Origin of the sequence: Prochlorococcus marinus str. MIT 9302, from assembly GCF_000759975.1 — a bacterium.
Lineage (GTDB): Bacteria > Cyanobacteriota > Cyanobacteriia > PCC-6307 > Cyanobiaceae > Prochlorococcus_A > Prochlorococcus_A marinus_M.
Window position 1 is genome coordinate 225,055 of sequence record NZ_JNAM01000011.1, and the last position, 23,208, is coordinate 248,262.

Genomic DNA, 23,208 nt, shown 5'->3' on the forward strand with positions numbered 1-23,208 from the left:
AAGTTAATCATTAGAACTATTTATTATATTTTATTAATTTTCAGATATATTTCCTTCTCATCACATGAAAAAGCATAATTTGTATTTTGAAATCAAGAAAAATCTGTTTTACTCATTAATTAAACTTTCTCTCTAAATCGTTTTATGTACTGAGCAGATGGAGGGATAAATTGTAATTAATTAGAAAATTAAAACTCTCCAAGAACTAATAAAGTTGATTAGTGAAACATTAAATTTGAGTTTTTTTTTTAATTTTGCATCTATTATTCAAATATCAGTATTTTGAATAAATTATCTCAATATTTAACTAATCAATGATAAATAGAAAGTGACTGATATCAATAAAGGTAAACCATTCCCTTTAGGAAGTTCTATAACTTCACAAGGAGTTAATTTTTCCCTAATAGCCACAAATGCAGAATTTGTAGAAATCTTATTGTTTGAGAAAGAGGACTCTATTTCCCCAAAAACTATATTGAAACTAGATCAGAACCATAATACTGGTCCCTACTGGCATGTGGAAATAAAAAATCTAAATGAAGGTTGTATTTATGCTTTTAGAATAAAACAAAAAAATAATGAAATTAATAATAACTATGAAAAAAAAGTATTACTTGATCCATGTTCAAGAGGTATTACTGGATGGGGAATTTATAAAAGAGAAAATGCGTTAAAAACGCAAGCAAATACAAATTCTTGTCTTAAAAGCGTTGTTTGCGATAGGAAATTATTTAATTTTAAGGATTTTCCAAGACCGAAACATCCTTGGGAAGAAACAATTATTTATGAACTTCATATTAAAGCCTTCACTGAATCAACTGATAAAGATGAAAGTTGTTTTAAGAAATTTTTAAAAAAAATTCCATATCTCAAAGAACTGGGTATAACGACAATTGAATTACTTCCAATTTTTTGTTTTGATCCAACTGATGCACCAAATGGTTTAAAAAATTTTTGGGGTTATAGTCCAATCAATTGGTTTACTCCCCATTTTGAATATCTTTCGAATGAATCCGCCGAAAAGAATAGAGATGAGTTTAGAAGATTAGTAGAGGAATGTCATAAAGCAAACATTGAAGTCATCTTAGATGTTGTATACAATCACACTTCTGAAGGAGATTCTCAAGGACCAGTAATATCCTGGAAAGGTATAGATGAAAATCTTTATTACTTTATTGGAAAAGATAAAAATTATCAGGACGTCTCTGGTTGTGGTAATACCATTGCCGCAAACAGAGGCTTAGTTAGAAAACTAATAATTGAATCATTAAAATGTTGGGCAAGTGAATTAGGAGTTGATGGCTTTAGATTTGATTTAGGAATTGCCCTATCAAGAGGAGAAAATCTTTCCCCACTAGATAATCCTCCAATTTTTGAGGATATAGAATGTGAACCAGAACTTATTGATATCAAGTTAATAAGTGAACCATGGGATTGTGGTGGTTTATATAAATTAGGTGATTTCCCATCTAAGAATACTTTTACTTGGAATGGTCATTTTAGAGATGACTTGCGGAGATTTTGGAAGGGAGATAAAGATACAGCTTGGAATATGAGCGATAAAATAAAAGGAACTCCATCTATTTATAAAGAAGATAATATTTTCCCAAAATCAATAAATTTTATTACTTCACATGATGGATTCACTTTAAAAGATTTAGTAACATTCAACAGTAAACATAATTTTGCTAATAGAGAACAAAATAGAGATGGTGATAACCATAATAATTCTTGGAATCATGGTAAGGAGGGACCAACTACAAACTTATTAATCAATGATTTAAGAAAAAGACAACAAAAAAATCTTATTCTTAGTTTACTTATCTCTAAAGGTGTTCCAATGATACTTATGGGTGATGAAATAGGAAGGTCCCAAGGAGGAAACAATAATTCTTGGTGCCAAAATAATTTATTAGGTTGGATGAATTGGGATCATGATCAACAAGATTTTGAATTATTAGAATATTTTAAATACGTTATTAAAATTCGAAAAAAACTTATAAACATTTTCAATCCATCATTCTTACCTAACAATCAAAACCATGAAAACATTCCAATATATCATTGGCATGGAACAAAGTTAGATAGTCCCGATTGGAGTAGTTGGTCTCACACAGTTGCTTTTAGCATAAACAAAGGTAAAACCAATCCTCTGGTCTGGATAGGTTTAAATGCATATTCAAAAAGTATCGATTTCCCCTTGCCAAAATGTAAATATAATTGGTTAAAAGTTATTGACACTAGCATGTCTGAGATTTTTGAACCATTAAATATTAATGAAAAATCTGTTTCAATAAAGAGTAGAAGCTCTTTATTAATCATTTCAGAAGAAGTATTTGGGGCAAAAAATAATATATTCTAAAAGCGGGCGGCGGGAATCGAACCCGCATCTTCAGCTTGGAAGGCTGAGGTTTTACCACTAAACCACGCCCGCAAAAAGTATTAGAATTACTATTGCAATAATACATTATCAAACAATCAACAACTTAAAAAGATTGGAAAATTCACACTCAAAAAATATATCGGGATCAAGAACAAGATTAATGCTTTCTTACGGGATTGGAGATGCTGGAACAGGGCTTGCTAATGCTCAATTTGGTTTTTACCTCTTCCCATTCTTTACTTGTGCGGCTGGATTGCCCCCTTGGATAGCGAGTTCTATCTTGATGATAATCAAGCTTTGGGATGCAATTAATGATCCTTTGATTGGCTGGATGAGCGACCATACCCAATCAAGATGGGGGCCAAGACTACCTTGGATGATTGGAGCATCACTTCCTTTGGGAATTTTTTTAGCTGCAATGTGGTGGATACCAAATGATTACAGCCTCAGAGAAAAAACTTTTTATTACATATGCACATCAATTTTGTATATGACAGCGTATACATCTGTAAATCTTCCTTATGGAGCATTATCCACAGAAATTAGTGAAGATGAAAATATAAGAACTAGACTTAACGCCGCCAGATTTACAGGCTCAATATTGGCTTCTTTAACAGGATTAACTGTAGGTGCAATATTTCTAACAAAGGGAGATACTGGTTACCTAACTATGGGAAGAATATCTGGCACGATCGTTACACTAATAACTTTACTTTCTACTTGGGGCCTAGCTCCATATGCAAAGATCGCAAGAAAACCTATAAATAAAATACAGCCAATAAAAAATCAATTCAAGCGTATTTTAAAAAATAAAATTTTTTTAAAAGTGATATATCTTTATTTACTTCTCTGGTGTGGACTTCAGTTAATGCAAACAGTTTCATTAATATATTTGCAACAAGTCATGAATGTCCCAAGAGGGATATCCTTTTGGATTATCATTCCTTTCCAAATAAGTGCTCTGTTAGGATTGCAAATCTGGAGCTTTTATTCTAATAAATATGGAAGAGTTAAAGCATTAAAAATAGGTGGACTTATATGGATTGGTGGTTGCTTGATTGCAATGGTATTACCTCCATTGTCAAATAATTTTGAAATTACTAATTTCAATATAGATTCTATAAAAATGTTAGCTTTATTTCTAACAATTTTATTTGTTGGTTTTGGAGCGTCAACAGCATATTTAATACCCTGGTCTTTATTGCCAGACGCTATTGATCATGACCCAGAGAAGGCAGCAGGAATTTATACTGCTTGGATGGTTTTATGCCAAAAATTAGGTATTGCTTTAAGCGTAGGATTATTTGGTTATCTTCTCACTCTTACTGGGTTCAAGCAAGGGGCCTGTCAGGGAATAATTGATATCACACAACCAGATTCTGCATTAATAACAGTAAGGATTTGCATGGGTTTAATACCTTCTATACTTGTCTACTGGGGTCTATTAATTATGAGAAAATGGGATCAAGAATTAATTACGAACTAATATAGAAATATGTATTATTCTAGGTTTTTCAAAAGACTCCTAAGCAGCCTAATCATTGGCGGGCAAGCAATTAATTTTATCTTTAAAGGTAAAATTTCCAAGAATGATCTCTTTGATCAACTAATGGAGTCAGGTCCGGGAAGTTTGTTAATTGTATTAATTACGGGAATTGCTGCAGGTACAGTATTTAATATTCAAGTTGCATCACAACTGACCAGTATGGGTGTTTCAAGTGAAATAGGAGGTTTATTAGCAGTAGGAATGGCAAGAGAAATGGCACCTCTTCTAACTGCTACCTTAATGACTGGGAAGGTTGCCACAGCTTATGCTGCTCAACTAGGTACTATGAAAGTTACAGAACAAATTGAAGCCATAACAATGTTAAGAACAGAACCAGTCCAATATTTGGTAGTTCCAAGGTTGCTATCAATGGTAATAATGGCTCCGATACAGTGTCTTTTATTTTTATCTGTGTCTTTGTGGAGTGGACAAATTTGGAGCACAATTTTTTATAAAGTTCCTCCAATAGTTTTTTGGACATCTGTAAGATCAGGGAATGTAAGCTTAACCAGTTCAGACTTAACTTCAATGTTAATAAAATCTGTAGTATTTGGATTACTTATTTCAATTATTGCTTGTGGATATGGACTCACAACTAAAGGTGGTCCAAAAGAAGTTGGAACAAGTACAACAGGAGCGGTTGTAATGACTCTTGTTACTGTATCTTTAATGGATGTATTCCTAACACAAATTTTATTTGGATAAGTCTATGTTTAACACTAAATCAAAAAAGGAAGAATCCGTAATAATATCACCATCATTTCAATTGCCAATCATCGTAATAGTTTTAAGTTTTATGCTGTTATTTCTAAATATTGGTTCTTGGCCAACAATAGTTTCTGCATCTTTTAGCTTTTTTTTATTACTGCAAGCATTTACATTAAGAATAAAAATAACAAGTGATGATTTTATCGTTTTACAATTAGGGAAAGAGATTAGAACTTTTCCATTCAAGAACTGGATATCTTGGAAATTCTTTTTCCCTATAATCCCAGGTATTTTTTATTTTAGAGAAAAGTCAAGTCCTCATTTATTACCAATATTATTTAATCCAAAACAATTAAAAGATGAACTTTTAAAAAAAGTTGACTCTCTGGAAATTAAAAAATCCTAAAATTGAGTTTTTGCTTAATCATCAAAAAATTATTTAAATGACCAATAAAGAAATTTCAAACAGTAATCCTGAGAAGGAATTAATAATAGCTAAGTCGATTTCAGATGATAAAACCAAACCAATTAGTAAGAAAAATACAACCCAAAATAAAAAGATTGCCCTAAAAAACGACAAATCAAATAAATCTATTGAGCAAATTTCTAATGAGATTTTTAGCGATCTAGTTACAAAAAAAGACTCTTTAGCTAAAGAAATAAAAGAGTTAGAAACAAAAAAGCATGAATTAGAAAAAGATATTGAGACAAATTTCAAAGGACAGACAGATAATATCGCTAAAAGAGTAAAAGGTTTTCAAGATTACTTAACTGGGGCTTTACAGAATCTTTCACAAAACGTAGAGAAACTTGAATTAGTTTCTCAACCAATAATCGTAAAGCCATCTCCCCTTGATGAGAAAAAACAAGACACCATAACCAATAAAGTTGTAAATGTTCCTGCTCTTTCCGAAACATTTAAGCCAGATCAAGAGATTATAAAAAATTGCTTTTCAACTTTCAGAGAACAACCAGATTTTTACGCTGAACCTTGGAAATTAAGACGAAGTCTTGATTCATCAGATATAGACATTATGGATGATTGGTTCTTTAATATGGGTGGGAGAGGTTCTCTTGAAAGTAAAGGATCTCGACAAAAAAATGCCTTACTATCAGCTGGCTTAATATCTATTCTTGGCGAATTATATGGAGATCAGTTTCAGACTCTTATTTTAGCTTCTCAGCCTGAACGATTAGGAGAATGGAGAAGAATCCTTCAAGATTCACTTGGACTCACAAGAGATGACTTTGGACCTAATAGTGGGATTGTTCTTTTTGAAAGGCCTGAAGGTGTTATCGAAAGAGCTGATAGATTAGAAGCTAATGAAGAATTACCATTTATTATTATTGATGCAGCAGAGACATCTGTTGAAATTCCAATACTTCAATTTCCATTATGGCTTGCATTCGCTGGTTCAGATAATGAAATTTATGAAGATCTTGAACTTAACTAATCTTTATGAATATTTTAATAATCCTTGTTAGCTATCTTTTAGGATCACTACCTACAGGTTTTTTAGTTGGGAAATATCTCAAAGATATAGATCTAAGAACTATAGGTTCTGGATCTACAGGTGCCACAAATGTCTTAAGAAATGTTGGGAAATGGCCAGCACTTTTTGTATTTATCATTGACGTTGGGAAAGGCCTTATTTCAGTAAAAATTGCTCAATATTATACAGATCAAGGATTAATAGAAGTTATAGCAGGGATATCAGCTATCTCAGGACATATTTGGCCAATATGGCTTAGAGGTAAAGGAGGGAAAGCTGTTGCGACTGGATTAGGTATGTTTTTAGCTCTTTCTTGGAAAGTTGGACTCGCATCTCTTGGTATTTTTTTAATAGTACTAGCAAAAACTAAATTTGTATCTTTATCCAGTATTTCAGCTGCAATCTTACTTCCTATTTTTATGTTTTTTTACTTAGGTAAATTTATACACTCTTATTTTTTTATAAGTTTAATTGTGGCATTATTAGTAATCTGGAAACATAGAACAAACATAACAAGATTGCTTAAGGGAGAAGAATCCAAAATTAATCAGAATCAATAGATTTAAATATCTCTATCAGAGCTTTATTAGGATCTATAGCTTTTGATATTGATCTACCAATGACTAACTTAGAAGCGCCATTATCTATAGCTTCATGAGGAGTCATAATTCTATTTTGATCATCTTTACTGTCAATATTTAATCTGATGCCTGGTGTAATAAGTTCAAACTTATTCTTATAAGTAGATCTCAACATTTTTACCTCCCAAGGGGAACAAACACATCCATCTAATCCAGCATCAAAAGACAGTTTTGCAAGTCTCAATACATTTTCTTCAATTGAATTATTTCTATCAAGATCAGTTTGAAAATCTTTAAGAGAAAAGCTTGTTAATACAGTTATGCCCACAACGAATGGAGGTTTAACACTTACTGAAGTGGCTCCTTCTAAAGATGCTTTTTTCGAATCCTTAAGGGCTTTTAGACCTGCTGAAGCATGAATAGAAATTATATCAACTCCTAATTTTGAAACTTGGAAACATGCTGCACGCATGGTATTTGGAATATCATGAAATTTTAAGTCTAAAAAAATTTTTTTATTTAAACCTTTTAATATTTCTATAACTCTTGGACCTTCCCTAACGAAAAGCTCTAAACCAACTTTCACCCACTTAATATTGGGACATTTTTCCAGAAGTAATTTTGCTTGACTTACATCTAATCCATCAATTGCCAATATTATTTTATCTTCTGAATTAAATCTTTTATTCATGAACTTTCAGTTTTCAAACCTCTTAATTATTTTTTTACCAATTTGCAAAATTTTCCCTTCCAAATCATTTTTTGAATTAAAAACTAAATCAGGATTTATTACTTTCTGACTATCAATTTTTACACCCCCACCTTTAATAGATCTTTTGGATTCACTGCTAGATTTGAAAAGTTTTAGAGCACTTAACAAGTAAAAAAACTTTACTGGAAAAACTATTTCTTTTAAAGAAATCTCTGGAATTTCTCCAACTTTTTCTTTATGTCCAAGGAATAATTTTTCGCAGTTTGATTGCGCCTTTAATGCTTCTTCAGCCCCGTGGAATAAAGTAGTAACTTCTAAAGCCATTAGTCTCTGCAACTCTCTAGGATTAGATACATTAAGAAGACTTAAATCTAATTCAGTAAGTAATTCAAAATAAGTAGGTATTGAATTATCGGGTACTTTTTCTAATTTTGAATACATTGAAAGAGGATCTTCGGTCAAACCTACAGTATTAGATTCAGATTTGCTCATCTTCTTAGTCCCATCTAAACCTGTCAAAATTGGCAACAGAACACCAAATTGAGGTTCTTGTTTAAAATGCCTTTGAAGATCTCTTCCTATTGCAATATTAAATTTCTGATCAGTACCTCCAAGCTCAACATCTGATTGAACAACAACCGAATCGTAACCTTGTAATAGTGGATATAAAAATTCATGCAAAGCAATTGGAACTTGTGAAGTGTACCTTTTATTAAATTCCTCCTTAGCTAGCATTTGACTAACTGTTGCACTACCCATTAATTTAATTATCGAATTAAGATTTAAATCTTTTAACCATTCACTGTTATATCTAATTTCTATTCTATCTTTTGAATCAAAATCTAAAATAGATTCATTAGCTGGCTTACCCATTCCTAGTTGGGTCAAGTATGTTTTTGCATTATCCTTGACTTGTTTTTCCGATAACTGCACTCTTGTTTTATTTTTTCCTGTTGGGTCACCTATTTGAGCAGTAAAATCACCAATAATTAAAACTGCAATGTGTCCATTATCTTGGAATGCCCTAAGTTTTTTAAACAATATGCTATGCCCGAGGTGTATATCGGTTCCAGTTGGATCGATTCCGAGTTTAACCCTTAATTTTTTATTATTTTTTTTCGCATTATCAATTATCTCTGAAAAAGTGTGATCTGTCCCCTTAATTGGGAAATATTCCTCTATTCCTCTTGAAAGCCATGATGGCAATATTAATTGATCGGACATGTCAGCTTTAACCGTTAAATTTAAGAAGTTTTATCAAGTTCATCCTTCATTCTTATTAATGTTTTATTCATCTGATCAAACATTTGATCAGGAGTAATACCAAATTGGCTTAACTGTGTCTTTAATTGTTCTACTGTCATTTTTGCTTGAAAATCTTCAGACAATTCAAATCTCTTCATAAAAACCTTATAACGATCCATAAGTGATTCCATTTTTTTTATAAACATTTTTTTTCCTTCTCTGTCAAATTTTCCATAATCAGAGCCAAGTTTCATAAGTTCTTGGTAATCTGTAAAAAGCTTTTTAGCTTCTTCTTGAACGATGTCTGACTCAAAAAATCCCATTTCTATTTTTCACTTCGCAAGGTTAAGTCTTAATTACAAGATAACAAGAATCTTTTAAATTTATTAGAACATTAATAAATTTTAGTTTATAAATAATTCTTTGATTTATATTTTTTCAGAATTAAATTAAGAAGACATGTTTTATAAATATTGGAAAAATTTAACGTAAATAATATTTCAAACCAAAATAGACAATTTGAATTATTTGGTTCAAATGTAAATACATCAATTAATTTTCAACAATCAAATAATCTAAAAATCAAAGGCGAAATCCTAACTGAATGGAGAAATAGAATATATAATCACCAATTCAAAATTTCAAAAGATAATAACAATAAAAATTTGCACCAAACAAGTCTTCCTATAAATACAATTACCAATGAAAGAAAAATTGATCCGTTTTCCTTGCAGCCATTATCATTGAACTTTTGGAGAACCAATCAATATATACACAATGGTCCAGCAATGTATTTTGTAATTGACTCAATGGAGAATTCTAAAATAATCCTTTATATAGGAGAAACAAATTCAGCAAATAAAAGATGGAAGGGAGAACATGACTGTAAAAATTACCTCATGAACTATAAAGAAGCCCTAGCTCATAACAAACTCTCAAGTCACCAAGATATTCGTTTCTTCTTAGATGTACCTAAAGAAGTGAAATTAAGACGTAAATTAGAACAGCAACTGATATATTTATGGTTACCACCTTTTAATAAAGAAACTAGAGATAGGTGGGCAACTACTTTCACAAACAACTAAAAGTTAACTAAATTAATCTAACAAATGCAATTTTCCACATTCCAAAAAAATCTAGAAAACTGGCAAGGGGCTTCATTAATTTTTGGAGTTTTAGAAGAAGAAATTGCAAGCCAACTTGAAGACATAAAATTTGTTATTGACCCAAAACTATTACTAAAAAAAGTTACTCAAAAAAAATTTAAAGGAGAAAAAGGAAAAACTTTAAGCTTTGAGTTTTTAGATCAAAAATTAGGAACATTAATCATAGTTGGTCTTGGCAAATCAAAAGACTTAAATAAAAGTGATATAGAAAACTCTATAGGAAATCTAGTTAGGAAAACTGTTGATAAAAATGAAAAAATCAGCATCTTGCTACCTTGGGAATTTATAAATTCACAACTAGAAATAAATGAATTAGCAGAGTCTGCCAGATTATCTGCCTATAAGGACAATAGATTCAATAAGAAAAAAAATGAAAAGAAAGTTCTTAAAGAAATAGAGTTTTTGAATTTAAAAAAATTTGAGAATATTTGCTTTGAGGAGACAGCACAAATATGTGAAGGTGTAGAACTAGCTAGAAGACTCGTAGCGGCCCCTCCAAATAGTCTTACGCCTCAGGAAATGTCTATACAAGCTTCTCAAATAGCTAAAGATCATGGTTTGGAAGTAAAAATCTTAGAGGCAAAAGATTGTGAAGATTTAGGAATGGGTGCATATTTAGCTGTAGCAAAAGGTTCTGATCTAGATCCTAAATTTATACATCTTACTTTAAAGTCAGAGGGTCCTATAAAAGAAAAGATTGCGCTTATTGGGAAGGGTTTAACCTTTGATTCTGGAGGATACAATCTGAAAGTAGGAGCATCTCAAATTGAAATGATGAAATATGATATGGGCGGAAGTGCTGCAGTTTTAGGAGCAGCAAAAGCACTTGGAGCAATCAAACCAAAGGGATTAGAAATTCATTTTATTGTGGCATCTTGCGAAAATATGATAAATGGATCTGCAGTACATCCTGGAGATGTAGTTCAAGCATCTAATGGCAAGACAATTGAAATAAATAACACTGATGCAGAGGGTAGACTCACTTTAGCTGATGCTTTAACTTACGCATCAAATTTAAAACCGGATTCAATAATAGATCTCGCAACTTTAACAGGAGCTATTGTTGTTGCATTAGGGAATGATGTAGCTGGATTCTGGAGCAACAATGATGCTCTAGCAAATGAGCTAAAAGCTGCATCAGCCCAGTCTGGAGAAGAATTATGGCAAATGCCTTTACAAAAATCCTATAAAGAAGGATTAAAGTCACATATAGCTGACATGAAAAATACGGGGCCCAGAGCAGGTGGCTCAATAACTGCTGCTTTATTTTTAGAAGAATTCTTTGATGAAAAGATTAAATGGGCTCATATTGATATAGCTGGTACTTGTTGGACTGATAAAAATAAAGGGATTCATCCATCAGGTGCGACCGGCTTTGGAGTTAAAACTCTTGTTCAATGGATTAAAAATAAATAATTATATTTAAAATCATTCAGACCAAAGATTTGTTGATCTAGCGTTATCGCCCCATAATTTATCCAACCTCTGATCTCTCCCACAGGAGAATCTATAAAACTTATATTTTAATTCATTTCTCTCTGCAAAATCCTGATGATATTCTTCAGCCAACCAAAATTTACCTTTTGATTTTAGTTCAACAGATATTTTTTTTAATGGCACACCCAATTCATTAGAAGCGGAAACAATTGCATTTATTGCATCACTTTCCTCAGTTGCATCTTTGAAAAAGATCACTGGCCTGTAAGAATCCCCACGATCACAAAATTGACCATTGCCGTCCAGAGGATCAATATTTCTGAAATAGAGCCTAAGTATCTCGGGTAAAGTTACCAATTTGGAATCATAATCTACCAAAACCACTTCCTGATGTCCTTCATGATTTTCATAGGTAGGTTTTTGTAAATTCCCTCCTGAATAGCCACTTTGTACAAAATTTATCCCCTTTAATGACTCTAAATCATGTTCTAAACACCAAAAACAACCTCCTGCTAGAATCAATTCCTCTGCATAAGTGTTTACAGGGTTTATTAATATTGAAAGAGTAATTATTAGAGGTAAAAAGTATTTCATTTTTTTATTATAAAGTTCAAATAATAGAATTAATAATATCTTTAGCAGCTCTTTGAACTACACCCTCCTCGCCTAATTCTTTTTTTAAAAAAGTATAGCCTTTTTTTATTTTTATTTTTTCTGACTTCCCTTCAAGAATTCTACAAGATTTATAAAAGATTTTCTTTTCGTCAAATTCTCTTTGTACAAATTCAGGGATTATTAATTTATTAACTAACAAATTTACAGGAGAAATAAATCTTACTTTGAAATTGAGAATTTTTTTGGCAATAAAAGCAGTAACTCTACTTACTCTATAACCAACAATCTGTGGTATTCCATATAAAGCTAATTCCATATTAACTGTGCCAGATTTGCAAAGAGCAATTTTTGTAAGTGAATATATATAAGGCTTTAATCTTGCATTATCTTTTTGAGAAATCACTTGTCCTTTAACTTGATATTTTCTGAAAGCCTTTTTGAATTTTTCATCAAAAACTTTCCTACAGGAGGGTATATAGACAACTAAACTTGGATATTTTTGTTGTAATTTTTTAGCCACAAGCATAAAAGTAGGTAATATATATTTCAATTCTTGAGGTCTTGATGCGGGCATTAAAAGTAGAATATTTTGATCTGGGCGAAGGCTTAGAATAGTTCGAGCATCTTTCTTTAGAGGAAGTTTTTTTGTTAAGTCAATCATTGGATGTCCAACCCATAAAACATTTCCACCTCTTTTTTTATAGAACGCTGCTTCTTTCTTAAAAATCGCAAAAATTTTATCAGAAAAATTTATTAAATTTGTCGTAGTATTATTTCCAACCCTCCAGGCCCATTCTTGAGGAGCAATATAGTAAAAAATTGGAATTTTAGTCTTCGTTTTTTTTAATTTAGTTCCAATTTTTATATTGGGACCCATATAGTCAATCAAAATTAAGCAATCTGGAGGATATTTTTTTAAAAATTTATAAAATCTTTTTTGGATTCTTATCGTTGGAAGAAGTAGAGGTAAAGCCTCCCAAATGCCTATTGCACTAATGGATGTAGTATCTTGAAGAATTTTTACCCCTTCTTCCTTCATCCTTTCCCCACCTAATCCACAAATTTCTAAATCTATAGATTTTTTTTTAGCTTCATCTAATAATGCTTTTGATAACAAACTTCCGTGCAAATCTCCAGATACTTCTCCGGTACTGATAAATATCTTTCTATTCATTCATTTACTAAAGGCATTGGGCCGCGCCTTTCTTTTGATATTGAATCTTTTAAAAAATTACATAATTTTGTTGAAGAAAAATCCAAATTACTTTTTATTGCAATATCTAATGCGTCAGAAATTACATTATTGGACTTAAAAAGTAAATTCCAAGTACTTTGCAAAAGTTTTAAATCAAAATCCTTATTTTCCATTAAACCACTTCTTTTAATTCCGATTCTATTCAAACCTCTCAGTCTTCCTGGATGTCCTTCAGCTAAACAAAAAGGGGGTACATCTCTATCTACCCTAGTCATTCCTCCTATCATTGATAAATATCCAATATGAACAAATTGATGAATACCTAAACACCCGCCAATAATAGCTTTATCTTCAATCTTTACATGGCCTGCAACTTGAACACTATTTGATAAGACTATCCTATTTCCAAGTTCACAATTATGTCCTATGTGCGTGTAAGCCATTAACAAATTATTATTGCCAATAACAGTTTGTTCTCCTTCATTAGTTGCCTTATTAATTGTTACACATTCTCTAAAAGTATTATTATCTCCAATAATTACTTCAGTAGATGCACCTTTATATTTTAGATCTTGAGGATCAAGGCCTATAAAAACATTAGGGAAAACTTTATTATTAACACCAATTTGAGTTCTTCCAGTAATAACAGCATTCGATCCTATATGAGTTCCTTTCCCGATAGTCACATTAGGACCAACAATAGCTCCTTGGGAGATAATGACCTCATCATGCAATACTGCACTGGGATCAACATAAGCATTTGGGTGCACTTTCGCACCAATTAAATCTGACTTTAATTCAGTATTTTTTTTCTCCATTTACCTAATCAACTAATGAGAACATTAATTCTCCAGCACAAACCAACTTGCCATCAACGTGAGCCTCACCTTTAACCTTGCCAAATCTTTGTCTTTTAATACTTAATAACTCACAAGAAATTATCAATTGATCTCCAGGTACAACAGGTTTCCTAAATTTAACATTATTGATTCCGGCAAAAACGAAAAGGCCTTTAGGAAGATTGGGCATTTGCGTCACTATTATTCCCCCAACTTGAGCCATTGATTCAACAATAAGAACTCCAGGCATTAAGGGCCTTTCAGGAAAGTGTCCTTGAAATTGAGGCTCATTTATAGTTACATTTTTTACTGCAACAGCTCTCTCCCCTGGGATATGCTCTATGACTTTATCCACAAGAGCAAAAGGATATCTATGAGGTAATAAACCTAGAATGTTCTCAGAGGAGAGTTGACTATTTTCACTGGATAATTTCTTTTCCAAGACTCTTAAAGATAAAGTTAATTTTTTAGGGATAAGGCCAATAAAGCATTTAAAGAATGTGATCCTTTATAAACTAAAATTTGTGCCTTAGGTAACCCTACCAAAGCCAAGTCCCCAATTAGGTCTAAAATTTTATGTCTTATTGGTTCATTATCAAATCTTAATGGTGGATTAACCCATTTTTCACCATCACAAACAAGGGCATTTTCCAAACTTCCTCCTTTTATTAATCCAAGTTCACTTAACTCTTGAAATTGATCCTTAAAACCAAATGTTCTTGCTGGGGCAATCATTTCAACAAAACTTTTTGGATTCAAATCAATCTCAAAACTTTGAATTCCAATTGCTTTATAGGGAAAACTTATAGTGGATATAATTGTAGTTTTATCAGAAGGGGTTGCTGCTATAACAGAGTCTTCCTTATTCATTATTATTGATTCATTAATCACTCGAAAAAAATTATCTGGTTTAGGTGCTTTTTTTATTCCTACCTCTTCAAAATCTCTAACCCACTGAATTGCTGATCCATCTAAAAGCGGGATCTCTTTCCCCTCAACTTCAATATGTATATAACTTAACCCACACCCAGCCATTGAAGATAATAAATGTTCAATAGTATATAAATTTCTTCCACCCAGTTTAACCGCTGTACAAAGCATCGTACTTCCAATTAAATCTTGACTTAACTTAAAAATCTCGTCAGGTTTATCCCTGAAAGAAACAAAATATCCTTCTTTTTCATAAGAAGAAATTTTAACTCTTGTTTTTTCTCCACTATGAAGGCCTATACCTTCTCTGGAGATAACACCAGCCAAGGTATAGCAAGAATCATAATTAGTAGGCCAAGAAAACACTTAAAACTTCCATCCAACTCCAAGTGTATATCTCCAGTCTCCACTCAGGTCCTGACTAGCAATATCTAATCTTAATGGACCAATTGGCGTCTTTACTCCAACTCCCCCACCAAGTGAATATCCAGAGCCTGTTTTTTGTAATAAGTTACCAGGTTCTCCTGGGACATCCTTTTGAGTGCCCAAATCACTTCCTGCATCAACGAATAAAGCTCCTGATATCATTCTCCATATAGGAAATCTATGCTCTATCGTACCTTCAACATAACTTTTACTTACACCCAATTCACAAGATCCCCAACCTCTAACAGATGATGTTCCACCCATACAAAATGCCTCATAAGGAGGCAATTCGCCAATAATAGTTCCAGCCTTAAGTTGTAAAGCAATAGTTTGTGGGCAATCTTCACTACCAGCTTTACTAGACTTACATCCTTTAGTAAATTTTATCAATTTTGTTGGTATAAAGTATGAATATGAGGCTCTCATTCTATTGAAAGTTGGAGAGCTTTCCGCCACTGAAACAAACTGTTCAGTTCCAAATTTTAATTTATCTCCTGAAGTTGGGTTTACAGAATTATTTAAATTATTTCTAGATGTACTTGCAACAAAACTAACCAATGTATTTGTTGCAGGGCATGACCCATCATTTGGAGAGAATCCAATACAAATAATATCTGTTACATTTCCTCTTATTGTAGTTGGAGTCCTATCAGCGAAAGGTCTTTTGTTACCAGCACCATCAATCATGTTTACTTCCTTAAAATTCATCCCTGCAAGAACTCTCCATTTAGAAGTTTTAAATGGATCTCCATCATTAAGAGGCCTTGAGAAAGAAAATCCACCTCCTGTTTTTTCTAAAACTACTGATGAAAAAGTATCAGAGTTAGATGGTGTTTTATCATTTACAGCGAATAACTTTCCGTTATCTTGACTTTTAAATTCTTGTGGATAATTTCTACCTAAAAAAACATTTGTTCTAAAAGAAGTTCTATGTTTATCTCCTTTAATCCATGGATCAGATATTGAAAAATTATAGGTTGTTGAATATTCTCCAAAATTTAAGTTGATATTTGTATTCCATGCTCTACCAAGTGCATTCGTTTCCTGTAAACCAACTGTGGCAAAAATACCTGAACTAGTGCTATAACCTAGGCCACCTGTTAATGATCCTGTTCTTTGCTCACTTAAGTCTAGAAAAATTATGACTTGACCTGGATTCGAGTTATCAGGACCCAGAGACACCTTGACATCATCAAACAGCGATGTGGCATACAGTCTTTTGATATCTGCTTCTAAAATCTTTCTATTAAATACGGTACCCGGTTGCGTTTTTAGCTCTCTTTTTATTACCCAGTCTTTTGTTTTCCCTTTTCTCGGTTTTCCATCAACCATGGTTTCACCGTCAGATCCTTGGAATCTCAATTTTATGTCAGATATAATACCTTCAGAAACATTTAATATTATTATTCCGTCATCAGAAATTCTATCTGGGCTATTTATTCTAATTAAAGAATAGCCCTTATCTTCAAAACTTTTTTTTATTATTTCTATCTTATTTTGAAATTCATTTAGGTTAAGAGTTGTTCCGTAAAAATTATTAAAAACTTTATCTACATACGCATTAGAGATTACTGAGTTAATTGGTTTAAGTTCAACTTTCTTCAAAATTGGATTAGGTACTACATTTACAATTAGTCGCACTCCTAATGGCCCATCCTGAGACTTTATTTTAACTCCTGAAAACCAACCACTAGCATATATTGAATTTAGGTCTTGATTTAAAATTCGATTATCAACAATACTTCCTGGCTTTATACTCATAGAGTCATAAGCTGCCAATTCTAGCTTTCTGCCCTCTGGATGATCTTCCCAGCCTTCGATAATTATTTCTGATATTAGGACACTTTCTTGATTGATATTTTTTTTATTTTCTGCAATAAAGAAATTATTCTCTTGTTTAAGATTAACTCCTTGAAATAAATCATTTTGAATGTTGATTTTTTCAAACTTTGTTGTTAATTGTTCAACTTCATTTGGCAAATACTTTGCCGCCAGTTCTGCATTATTTGATATCAAAATCAAAGGAGAACAAGCAACATTTGTGAAAATACTTCTAAATTTTAAAAAATGTTTTTGCATAGTAATTTTGATTATGGAATGTGAAACATTAATTTTTGAATTGAGTTAGATGAAATCGTTTATTCTTCGGTTTATTTCACTATAAGCTTCAATTAGACCACCTAAATCATTTCTAAATCTATCTTTGTCTAGGCTTACAATTGTATCATTTTTCTGATTTAGATCCCACAATCTACAATTGTCAGGACTTATTTCATCCCCAAGTAGTATTTTATTTTTAGAATCATAGCCAAACTCCAACTTGAAATCTACAAGTTGAAGCTGAATATTTTTAAAAAAACTTTTCAGTATTACATTAATTTTTAAAGTTAAATCTATTATTAAATCTAAATCTTTAGTGCTTAAAATATTCATTAATTCAATTCTGTCTTTTGTAATTAGCGGATCATTAAGTTCATCATTTTTCAGATAAATATCTATTAATGGTTTTACCAAGATAGTACCTGATTTGATAGTCGTTTGTTTACATAAAGAACCATAAGCAGTATTTCTAAGAACAATTTCCAAGGGGATTACTTTTATTCTTTTTGCTATCATTATATGTTCTTTTTTAAGTTCAAGAAAATGAGTTGGAATATTATTCTTTTTAAGAAGTTTAAAAATACTTGCACTTATAAGACAATTAAGTTTGCCCTTCCCTTCAAATTTAGCTTTTTTTAAAGCATTAAAAGCTGTAGCATCATCTTTAAATTCGATTAATACTTTATCTACATCATCATGAGAAAATACTTTTTTTGCTTTTCCTTCATAAATTAATTCATATTTATTATTCATTAAATTTATGACCTAATTTGATTACTAAAAGATAAATTTTTAATTAACATATTTAATAGAGATCAACTTTTTGAATAGTTTATTTCATTTTAACTGATTATTCATCTAAACCTCATAACCTTCAAAAAACAAATTTATGAGTATTAATTCATCAAGTTCTAAGGGCTACAGTAGATTAGAAAATGTTTTAATAATTGGCAATGGCGGAAGAGAAAATTCTTTGGCTTGGGCTATTCAAAAAAATGAATTAGTCAAAAAAGTTTATTTAATCCCTGGTAACGCTGGCTCAGAAAGAATAAATAAATGCGAAAGAATAAGAATTGATATAAACAATAAAAATGAATTAGTCGAAAAGCTTGATTTTTTAAAAATAAATTTAATTGTAATAGGACCGGAAGTACCTTTGGCGAATGGATTAGCCGATTTTCTTCGCGAAAAAGACTATAAAGTATTTGGCCCTGGTAAAGATGGAGCAAGATTGGAATATAGCAAATCTTGGGCAAAGGAATTTATGCAAGACGCAAATATTCCAACTGCAAAATTTTGGAAAGTCAATTCTCTCGAAGAAGCCAAAAAAATTATCCTTTCATCATCTATGCCACTGGTAGTTAAGGCAGATGGTCTAGCTTCAGGTAAAGGTGTTTTTATTCCCGAGTCAAAAGATGAATGTTTTAAATCAGCAGAATCAATCTTTAATGGTAAATTTGGTAATTCTGGGGATGTTGTAGTTCTAGAAGAAAAAATTCAGGGTCCAGAAGTTTCAGTTTTTGCTCTTTGTGATGGAAAGAGTTACCTATTACTTCCAACTGCACAAGATCACAAACGTCTAAATGAGAAAGATAAAGGTCCTAATACAGGAGGGATGGGAGCTTATTCTCCTGCTCCACTATTAACAAAAGATTATCTTGACAGGATAATCAAAGAGATAATTAAACCTACAATTGATGAACTAAATAAAAAAAATATTGATTATAAAGGCGTAATCTATTTTGGATTAATGATCACAAATTCTGGGCCAAAAGTTATAGAATACAATTGTAGGTTTGGAGACCCAGAATGCCAAACAATAATGCCCTTAATGGATCAAAATTTTGTTTTTCTTTTAGAAAAGTGCTCTATGGGAAATTTAACTGGTGATGAAAAAATTGATACTCCTGATAAAGTTAGTGGTTGTGTAATAGCAACCTCAAAAGGTTATCCTCATAAATATAAAACTGGATTTCCAATAAAAATAGGGAAGATTGACTCAAGTGATTGTCAAATTTTCGACTCAGGTACTTGTTTCAATAAAAATGGAGAATTATTAACTGATGGAGGAAGAGTCTTGAGTATTGTCTGTCAAGATAAAGATTTCGATTTGGTTTTTGAAAAAGCATATAAAAATCTTAAAGAAATAAATTTTGATGGCATTTACTTTAGAAATGATATTGGTCATCAAGTTAGAAAAAACTTTTCTTCGGAGAATTAGCTTATGGTAGATACCAATAATCGAGAAATCAGAGAATATAATATCCCCGACAATGAAGATATTAATAACAAATATTGGACTAATAGACTTATTGATTGGTGGAGTGGATTTAGTTTAAGAACAAAATTGTTAGCAATAGCAACTCTCGTTGTAAGTCTTCTAATGACAGGAATAACATTTTTTGCACTTAATAGTATTCAAAGAGATGCAGGAATGAATGATACTAGATATGCTCGAGATCTTGGATTATTGTTGTCAGGCAATGTCACAGAATTAGTTGCTAATAATCAAAAAAAAGAAATCTCAAATGTAGCTGAAAAGTTTTGGAGATCAAGTCGAAATCTACGTTACATCTTTTTTACTGACGCTGAAGACATAGTTCAACTTGGAATACCAATTAGTGCCACTCCTACAAGTTCAGATAGTCAGTTCCAGCTCACTAGAAGATTAAAAATCCCCTCAGAATTAAAAAAAAGACCGCAATTTCCTTTAGTTAGGCAGCATGTAACACCTCAGGGTCAAGTAACAGATGTATTTGTCCCAATGCTGTGGAAAGGGAAATATCTTGGAACTTTAGCTTTAGGAGTGACGCCTAATAAAAAAGCATTGGCCAGTGCCGCACTAACAAGAGAAGTGACAATAGCAGTTTTTATCTCTATTTGGGTTTTAGTAATACTTGGAGCTGTATTCAATGCACTAACAATTACTAGACCTGTCAGAGAGTTAGTAAGAGGTGTTAGGGAAATTTCAAAAGGAAACTTTAAATCAAGAATTTCTTTACCTATGACAGGAGATTTAGGAGAACTTTTAAATGGATTTAACCGAATGGCCACTCAGTTAGAAAATTATGAAGAGGCAAACATTGAAGAACTTAAAGCTGCTCAAATAAAGCAGCAATCTCTAATAGCTACTATGGCTGATGGTGCAATATTATTGGATTCCAAAGGAAAGATTGTACTTACTAATCCAACAGCAAAAAGATTATTCCGTTGGGAGGGAAGATTCTTAGAAGGAAAATATTTTTTAAATGAGATCCCCGAAATTTTATCTAATGACTTACATACAAATATAGAATCCATCTTAAACAGAGAAAAAGAAAAAGATGATTTAAGGTTTAGCTTAGGTGAACCGGCAAGAACTTTAAGAATAGTTTTGCAATCAGTCTTAGATACAAACAAAGTTGAATTAAAAGGCATCGCCGTCACAATTCAAGATCTAACAAGAGAAGTAGAACTAAATGCGGCACAAAACAGATTTATTAGTAATGTTTCTCATGAATTAAGGACACCACTATTTAACATAAAAAGTTACGTGGAGACCTTACATGATTTAAAAGATCAGCTCTCAAATGAAGAGCAACTCGAATTCCTCGGTATTGCAAATTCAGAGACTGATAGGTTAACAAGACTAGTTAATGATGTATTAGATTTATCAAGATTAGAGTCAGGGAAAATAATTCAACTAGAGGAAATGGATATAAAACCCGCAATAGAACAGACTCTTAGAAATTACAGACTTAACGCTATAGAAAAAAATGTTTCATTAGCACATGATATAGAAGAAACTATTCCTCCAATTCTTGGAAATTTTGATTTACTTTTACAAGTTTTTGATAATTTGCTTGGTAATGGATTAAAATTTAGTCCGAAAAATAGCAACTTAATTATAAGAGCTTATACTTGGCCAGATTCCTGTCCAGCTTTTCCTCCAAGTAATAACAATGATGAAGCACCTCAATGTGAGTTAGTTTCACCATTACCAAAAGTAAGAATTGAGATTACTGATACAGGTTCTGGGATATCTCAAACGGATCAAGAGAAAATTTTTGATCGTTTTTATAGAGTAGAGAATGCCGTTCATACTGAGCAAGGGACAGGTTTGGGGTTATCTATAGTGAGAGGAATTATTGAAAAACATGGTGGAGAAATTCGAATGGCTAGTGAATTAGGAGTTGGAACAACCTTCTGGTTTGATTTAGCGTTGGCACAATCAGATAAAGATGAATTATTGACTCAAACTATTAATAATACAGATAATTTTTCCAGCTCTAAAGTCAGTGAAATCATCTAATTATTATCTAATCCTTTAAAAATATTCTGAACATTCTGATCAGGAACAACTCTATGAGGGGCACCACTAAATATCTGTTCGAAGTTAGAAAAAGAATCCTTAATTTCAGGACCTTTATTAGTGATTATAAATTCTCTTATTCGCTTATCATGCCATGATCCTCGCATTTTAAAAACATTTAATGCTCTAGCCATCTCTCCTTTTATTTCAACATATTGGAGCAATAATATAGTATCGGTAATTGTTGAGATATGAGAATCAGTAATAGAATGACTTCCCATGAATTCTTCTGCAGTATTAGTAAAAAAGCCTGCTATCTCTTCTTGTTTTGTATAACCAGTGACTGCAATTACAAACTGTCTAAATGCATTTAAACTGACACCTCGGGCTAGTGCTGAGAGAGAATCTATTGCCATTCTCTTTGGTTTAAATTGATTAATTTGGGTTTTTATGATTTGCAAATGATCTTCCAAACCTGTTGATTCAGGATATGCACAAATAATTTTTAATAACCCATCACTTTCCATCTTTTCAAAATCTATTCCCCAACTAGTGGCATTTCTAAGTAATTGAGCCCTAGATTCCTCATATGCAAAAAGTATTGCTCTTTCACTATTGTTATAAGCATCTTCTACAAATTTTGATACAAGCATAGTCTTACCTGTACCAGTAGCTCCAGTAGCGAGGATAATGGAATCTTGAAAATATCCTCCACCACACATATCATCGAGATCTTTAACTCCAGAACTAATTCTAATATTCGAAGATCCTTGAGTTAGTCTCATTGCGCCTAGAGCAAACACACTAATACCGTCTACTCCCATAGTGAATGGGTATTCCCCTTTCATATGTACAGTACCTCTTAACTTCAAAACCTCTAAAGTTCTTCTTCTTTTCTCTGACTCTAGAACATTTCTTAGTAATACAACATTATCAGAGACAAATTCTTCTACTCCATATCTAGCAATGGGTCCGTAATCATCAACCCTTTCTGTAGTCATAACAGTTGTTACTCCTATTTCTTTTAATCTTGCTATTAATCTAAATATTTCTCTTCTAACAACGTAAATAGCGTCATATTGTTGGAAAACCGCAGTTATTGAATCTATTGCAACTCTTTTAGCTTTATATTTTCTTATTGCATAACTTATTCTCTCAATAAGGCCAGACAAGTCAAAATTGCCCACCACATCTTGACCATCAGGATCAGGAGAGGCGTCCAATATAAATAATTTATTTTGATCAATTAATTCTTGTAAATCCCATCCGAAGCTAGCAGCATTTCTTATTATGTCTAAAGGGGATTCTTCAAATGTAACGAAGATACCTGGCTCATCAAAATTACAAATTCCATGGTACAAGTATTGGGTAGAAAAAACAGTTTTACCAGTTCCGGATGTCCCACTAACGAGAGTACTTCGAGATACCGGCAACCCACCTCTACAAACATCATCAAAGCCTTCTATACCGGTAGGTAATTTTTGTACTTGCATTTTATTTGATTTGCCAAATTTCTTATCTTTCATAGTTCTGTTCAAATA

General features: G+C 32.0%; 21 protein-coding genes and 1 tRNA gene. 10 read left to right on the forward strand and 12 right to left on the reverse strand.

Going from position 1 to position 23,208, the window contains the following annotated elements:
* The first annotated feature begins 328 nt into the window (after positions 1–328).
* The gene (locus EU96_RS01640; protein ID WP_032527258.1) at positions 329–2,362 is read left to right on the forward strand and encodes a glycogen debranching protein; all 2,034 of its coding nucleotides are present in this window, start codon (positions 329–331) and stop codon (positions 2,360–2,362) included.
* 1 nt (position 2,363) lies between these two features.
* On the opposite strand, the gene EU96_RS01635 is transcribed toward EU96_RS01640, so the two are convergent.
* Positions 2,364–2,434 (reverse strand) — tRNA-Gly (locus tag EU96_RS01635).
* Positions 2,435–2,543: 109 nt separating this feature from the next.
* Between EU96_RS01635 and EU96_RS01630 the strand changes: the two genes are divergently transcribed.
* Genes EU96_RS01630 through plsY form a run of 5 tightly spaced genes read left to right on the forward strand, consistent with a single transcriptional unit; the run spans position 2,544 to position 6,690 of the window.
* Positions 2,544–3,869, forward strand: a complete 1,326-nt coding sequence (locus tag EU96_RS01630) for an MFS transporter (RefSeq protein WP_032527442.1) — start codon at positions 2,544–2,546, stop codon at positions 3,867–3,869.
* A gap of 9 nt (positions 3,870–3,878) precedes the next feature.
* Positions 3,879–4,634 (forward strand): MlaE family ABC transporter permease, encoded by a 756-nt coding sequence (locus tag EU96_RS01625; protein ID WP_032527259.1) that lies wholly within the window; start codon positions 3,879–3,881, stop codon positions 4,632–4,634.
* Positions 4,635–4,638: 4 nt separating this feature from the next.
* Positions 4,639–5,043, forward strand: coding sequence for a DUF3119 family protein (locus EU96_RS0109415; RefSeq protein ID WP_032527443.1), 405 nt, complete (start codon positions 4,639–4,641; stop codon positions 5,041–5,043).
* 37 nt (positions 5,044–5,080) lie between these two features.
* Complete coding sequence (locus EU96_RS01620) at positions 5,081–6,091, forward strand: DUF3086 domain-containing protein (protein WP_032527260.1); 1,011 nt, start codon at positions 5,081–5,083, stop codon at positions 6,089–6,091.
* Positions 6,092–6,096: 5 nt separating this feature from the next.
* Positions 6,097–6,690 carry a glycerol-3-phosphate 1-O-acyltransferase PlsY gene (gene plsY, locus EU96_RS01615; protein WP_032527262.1) on the forward strand — a complete coding sequence of 198 codons (594 nt, stop codon included), beginning with the start codon at positions 6,097–6,099 and terminating at the stop codon, positions 6,688–6,690.
* Here plsY and pyrF read toward each other — a convergent pair.
* Genes pyrF through EU96_RS01600 form a run of 3 tightly spaced genes read right to left on the reverse strand, consistent with a single transcriptional unit; the run spans position 6,674 to position 8,991 of the window.
* Complete coding sequence (gene pyrF / locus EU96_RS01610; RefSeq protein ID WP_032527263.1) at positions 6,674–7,402, reverse strand: orotidine-5'-phosphate decarboxylase; 729 nt, start codon at positions 7,400–7,402, stop codon at positions 6,674–6,676. The genes plsY and pyrF overlap by 17 nt on opposite strands.
* Before the next feature lie 6 nt (positions 7,403–7,408).
* Positions 7,409–8,647 (reverse strand): tyrosine--tRNA ligase, encoded by a 1,239-nt coding sequence (gene tyrS / locus EU96_RS01605; protein ID WP_032527264.1) that lies wholly within the window; start codon positions 8,645–8,647, stop codon positions 7,409–7,411.
* A gap of 20 nt (positions 8,648–8,667) precedes the next feature.
* The gene (locus EU96_RS01600; protein ID WP_002807348.1) at positions 8,668–8,991 is read right to left on the reverse strand and encodes a DUF1825 family protein; all 324 of its coding nucleotides are present in this window, start codon (positions 8,989–8,991) and stop codon (positions 8,668–8,670) included.
* Positions 8,992–9,141: 150 nt separating this feature from the next.
* Between EU96_RS01600 and EU96_RS01595 the strand changes: the two genes are divergently transcribed.
* Complete coding sequence (locus tag EU96_RS01595) at positions 9,142–9,753, forward strand: hypothetical protein (RefSeq protein ID WP_032527265.1); 612 nt, start codon at positions 9,142–9,144, stop codon at positions 9,751–9,753.
* Positions 9,754–9,777: 24 nt separating this feature from the next.
* Positions 9,778–11,250, forward strand: a complete 1,473-nt coding sequence (locus EU96_RS01590) for a leucyl aminopeptidase (protein WP_032527266.1) — start codon at positions 9,778–9,780, stop codon at positions 11,248–11,250.
* A 12-nt stretch (positions 11,251–11,262) separates the two neighbouring features.
* Here EU96_RS01590 and msrA read toward each other — a convergent pair whose 3' ends face one another.
* From msrA to purC, 7 genes are read right to left on the reverse strand one after another with little or no spacing between them, the layout of a single operon-like run.
* Positions 11,263–11,865, reverse strand: coding sequence for a peptide-methionine (S)-S-oxide reductase MsrA (gene msrA / locus EU96_RS01585; RefSeq protein ID WP_032527267.1), 603 nt, complete (start codon positions 11,863–11,865; stop codon positions 11,263–11,265).
* 16 nt (positions 11,866–11,881) lie between these two features.
* Positions 11,882–13,060: a lipid-A-disaccharide synthase gene (lpxB, locus tag EU96_RS01580; RefSeq protein ID WP_032527268.1), complete on the reverse strand. Its 1,179-nt coding sequence runs from the start codon at positions 13,058–13,060 to the stop codon at positions 11,882–11,884.
* Positions 13,057–13,899 carry an acyl-ACP--UDP-N-acetylglucosamine O-acyltransferase gene (gene lpxA, locus EU96_RS01575; protein ID WP_032527269.1) on the reverse strand — a complete coding sequence of 281 codons (843 nt, stop codon included), beginning with the start codon at positions 13,897–13,899 and terminating at the stop codon, positions 13,057–13,059. Before lpxA ends, lpxB begins: the two co-directional genes overlap by 4 nt.
* A gap of 4 nt (positions 13,900–13,903) precedes the next feature.
* A complete protein-coding gene (gene fabZ / locus EU96_RS01570; RefSeq protein WP_032527270.1) occupies positions 13,904–14,362 on the reverse strand; it encodes a 3-hydroxyacyl-ACP dehydratase FabZ in 459 nt (152 codons plus the stop codon).
* A gap of 17 nt (positions 14,363–14,379) precedes the next feature.
* Positions 14,380–15,216 carry a UDP-3-O-acyl-N-acetylglucosamine deacetylase gene (lpxC, locus tag EU96_RS01565; protein WP_032527271.1) on the reverse strand — a complete coding sequence of 279 codons (837 nt, stop codon included), beginning with the start codon at positions 15,214–15,216 and terminating at the stop codon, positions 14,380–14,382.
* A complete protein-coding gene (locus EU96_RS01560; protein WP_032527272.1) occupies positions 15,217–17,355 on the reverse strand; it encodes a BamA/TamA family outer membrane protein in 2,139 nt (712 codons plus the stop codon).
* 45 nt (positions 17,356–17,400) lie between these two features.
* Positions 17,401–18,129 carry a phosphoribosylaminoimidazolesuccinocarboxamide synthase gene (gene purC, locus EU96_RS01555; protein ID WP_032527274.1) on the reverse strand — a complete coding sequence of 243 codons (729 nt, stop codon included), beginning with the start codon at positions 18,127–18,129 and terminating at the stop codon, positions 17,401–17,403.
* A gap of 136 nt (positions 18,130–18,265) precedes the next feature.
* Between purC and purD the strand changes: the two genes are divergently transcribed.
* Together purD and EU96_RS01545 are read left to right on the forward strand one after the other, a co-directional pair.
* Positions 18,266–19,597, forward strand: a complete 1,332-nt coding sequence (gene purD / locus EU96_RS01550) for a phosphoribosylamine--glycine ligase (RefSeq protein ID WP_032527275.1) — start codon at positions 18,266–18,268, stop codon at positions 19,595–19,597.
* A 3-nt stretch (positions 19,598–19,600) separates the two neighbouring features.
* Positions 19,601–21,667, forward strand: coding sequence for a HAMP domain-containing sensor histidine kinase (locus EU96_RS01545; protein WP_032527276.1), 2,067 nt, complete (start codon positions 19,601–19,603; stop codon positions 21,665–21,667).
* Here EU96_RS01545 and kaiC read toward each other — a convergent pair.
* Positions 21,664–23,193, reverse strand: a complete 1,530-nt coding sequence (gene kaiC / locus EU96_RS01540) for a circadian clock protein KaiC (RefSeq protein ID WP_032527278.1) — start codon at positions 23,191–23,193, stop codon at positions 21,664–21,666. The genes EU96_RS01545 and kaiC overlap by 4 nt on opposite strands.
* Between the last annotated feature and the right edge of the window lie 15 nt (positions 23,194–23,208).

Excerpts from the sequence above, each read along its gene's own strand:
- EU96_RS01625 (WP_032527259.1), top strand. The coding sequence starts at position 3,879 with ATGTATTATTCTAGGTTTTTCAAAAGACTCCTAAGCAGCCTAATCATT.
- tyrS (WP_032527264.1), bottom strand. The coding sequence starts at position 8,647 with ATGTCCGATCAATTAATATTGCCATCATGGCTTTCAAGAGGAATAGAG.
- EU96_RS01590 (WP_032527266.1), top strand. The coding sequence starts at position 9,778 with ATGCAATTTTCCACATTCCAAAAAAATCTAGAAAACTGGCAAGGGGCT.
- EU96_RS0109415 (WP_032527443.1), top strand. The coding sequence starts at position 4,639 with ATGTTTAACACTAAATCAAAAAAGGAAGAATCCGTAATAATATCACCA.
- lpxA (WP_032527269.1), bottom strand. The coding sequence starts at position 13,899 with ATGGAGAAAAAAAATACTGAATTAAAGTCAGATTTAATTGGTGCGAAA.
- lpxB (WP_032527268.1), bottom strand. The coding sequence starts at position 13,060 with ATGAATAGAAAGATATTTATCAGTACCGGAGAAGTATCTGGAGATTTG.
- plsY (WP_032527262.1), top strand. The coding sequence starts at position 6,097 with ATGAATATTTTAATAATCCTTGTTAGCTATCTTTTAGGATCACTACCT.
- EU96_RS01630 (WP_032527442.1), top strand. The coding sequence starts at position 2,544 with ATGCTTTCTTACGGGATTGGAGATGCTGGAACAGGGCTTGCTAATGCT.
- msrA (WP_032527267.1), bottom strand. The coding sequence starts at position 11,865 with ATGAAATACTTTTTACCTCTAATAATTACTCTTTCAATATTAATAAAC.
- purD (WP_032527275.1), top strand. The coding sequence starts at position 18,266 with ATGAGTATTAATTCATCAAGTTCTAAGGGCTACAGTAGATTAGAAAAT.
- EU96_RS01620 (WP_032527260.1), top strand. The coding sequence starts at position 5,081 with ATGACCAATAAAGAAATTTCAAACAGTAATCCTGAGAAGGAATTAATA.
- pyrF (WP_032527263.1), bottom strand. The coding sequence starts at position 7,402 with ATGAATAAAAGATTTAATTCAGAAGATAAAATAATATTGGCAATTGAT.
- kaiC (WP_032527278.1), bottom strand. The coding sequence starts at position 23,193 with ATGAAAGATAAGAAATTTGGCAAATCAAATAAAATGCAAGTACAAAAA.
- EU96_RS01560 (WP_032527272.1), bottom strand. The coding sequence starts at position 17,355 with ATGCAAAAACATTTTTTAAAATTTAGAAGTATTTTCACAAATGTTGCT.
- EU96_RS01600 (WP_002807348.1), bottom strand. The coding sequence starts at position 8,991 with ATGGGATTTTTTGAGTCAGACATCGTTCAAGAAGAAGCTAAAAAGCTT.
- EU96_RS01545 (WP_032527276.1), top strand. The coding sequence starts at position 19,601 with ATGGTAGATACCAATAATCGAGAAATCAGAGAATATAATATCCCCGAC.
- purC (WP_032527274.1), bottom strand. The coding sequence starts at position 18,129 with ATGAATAATAAATATGAATTAATTTATGAAGGAAAAGCAAAAAAAGTA.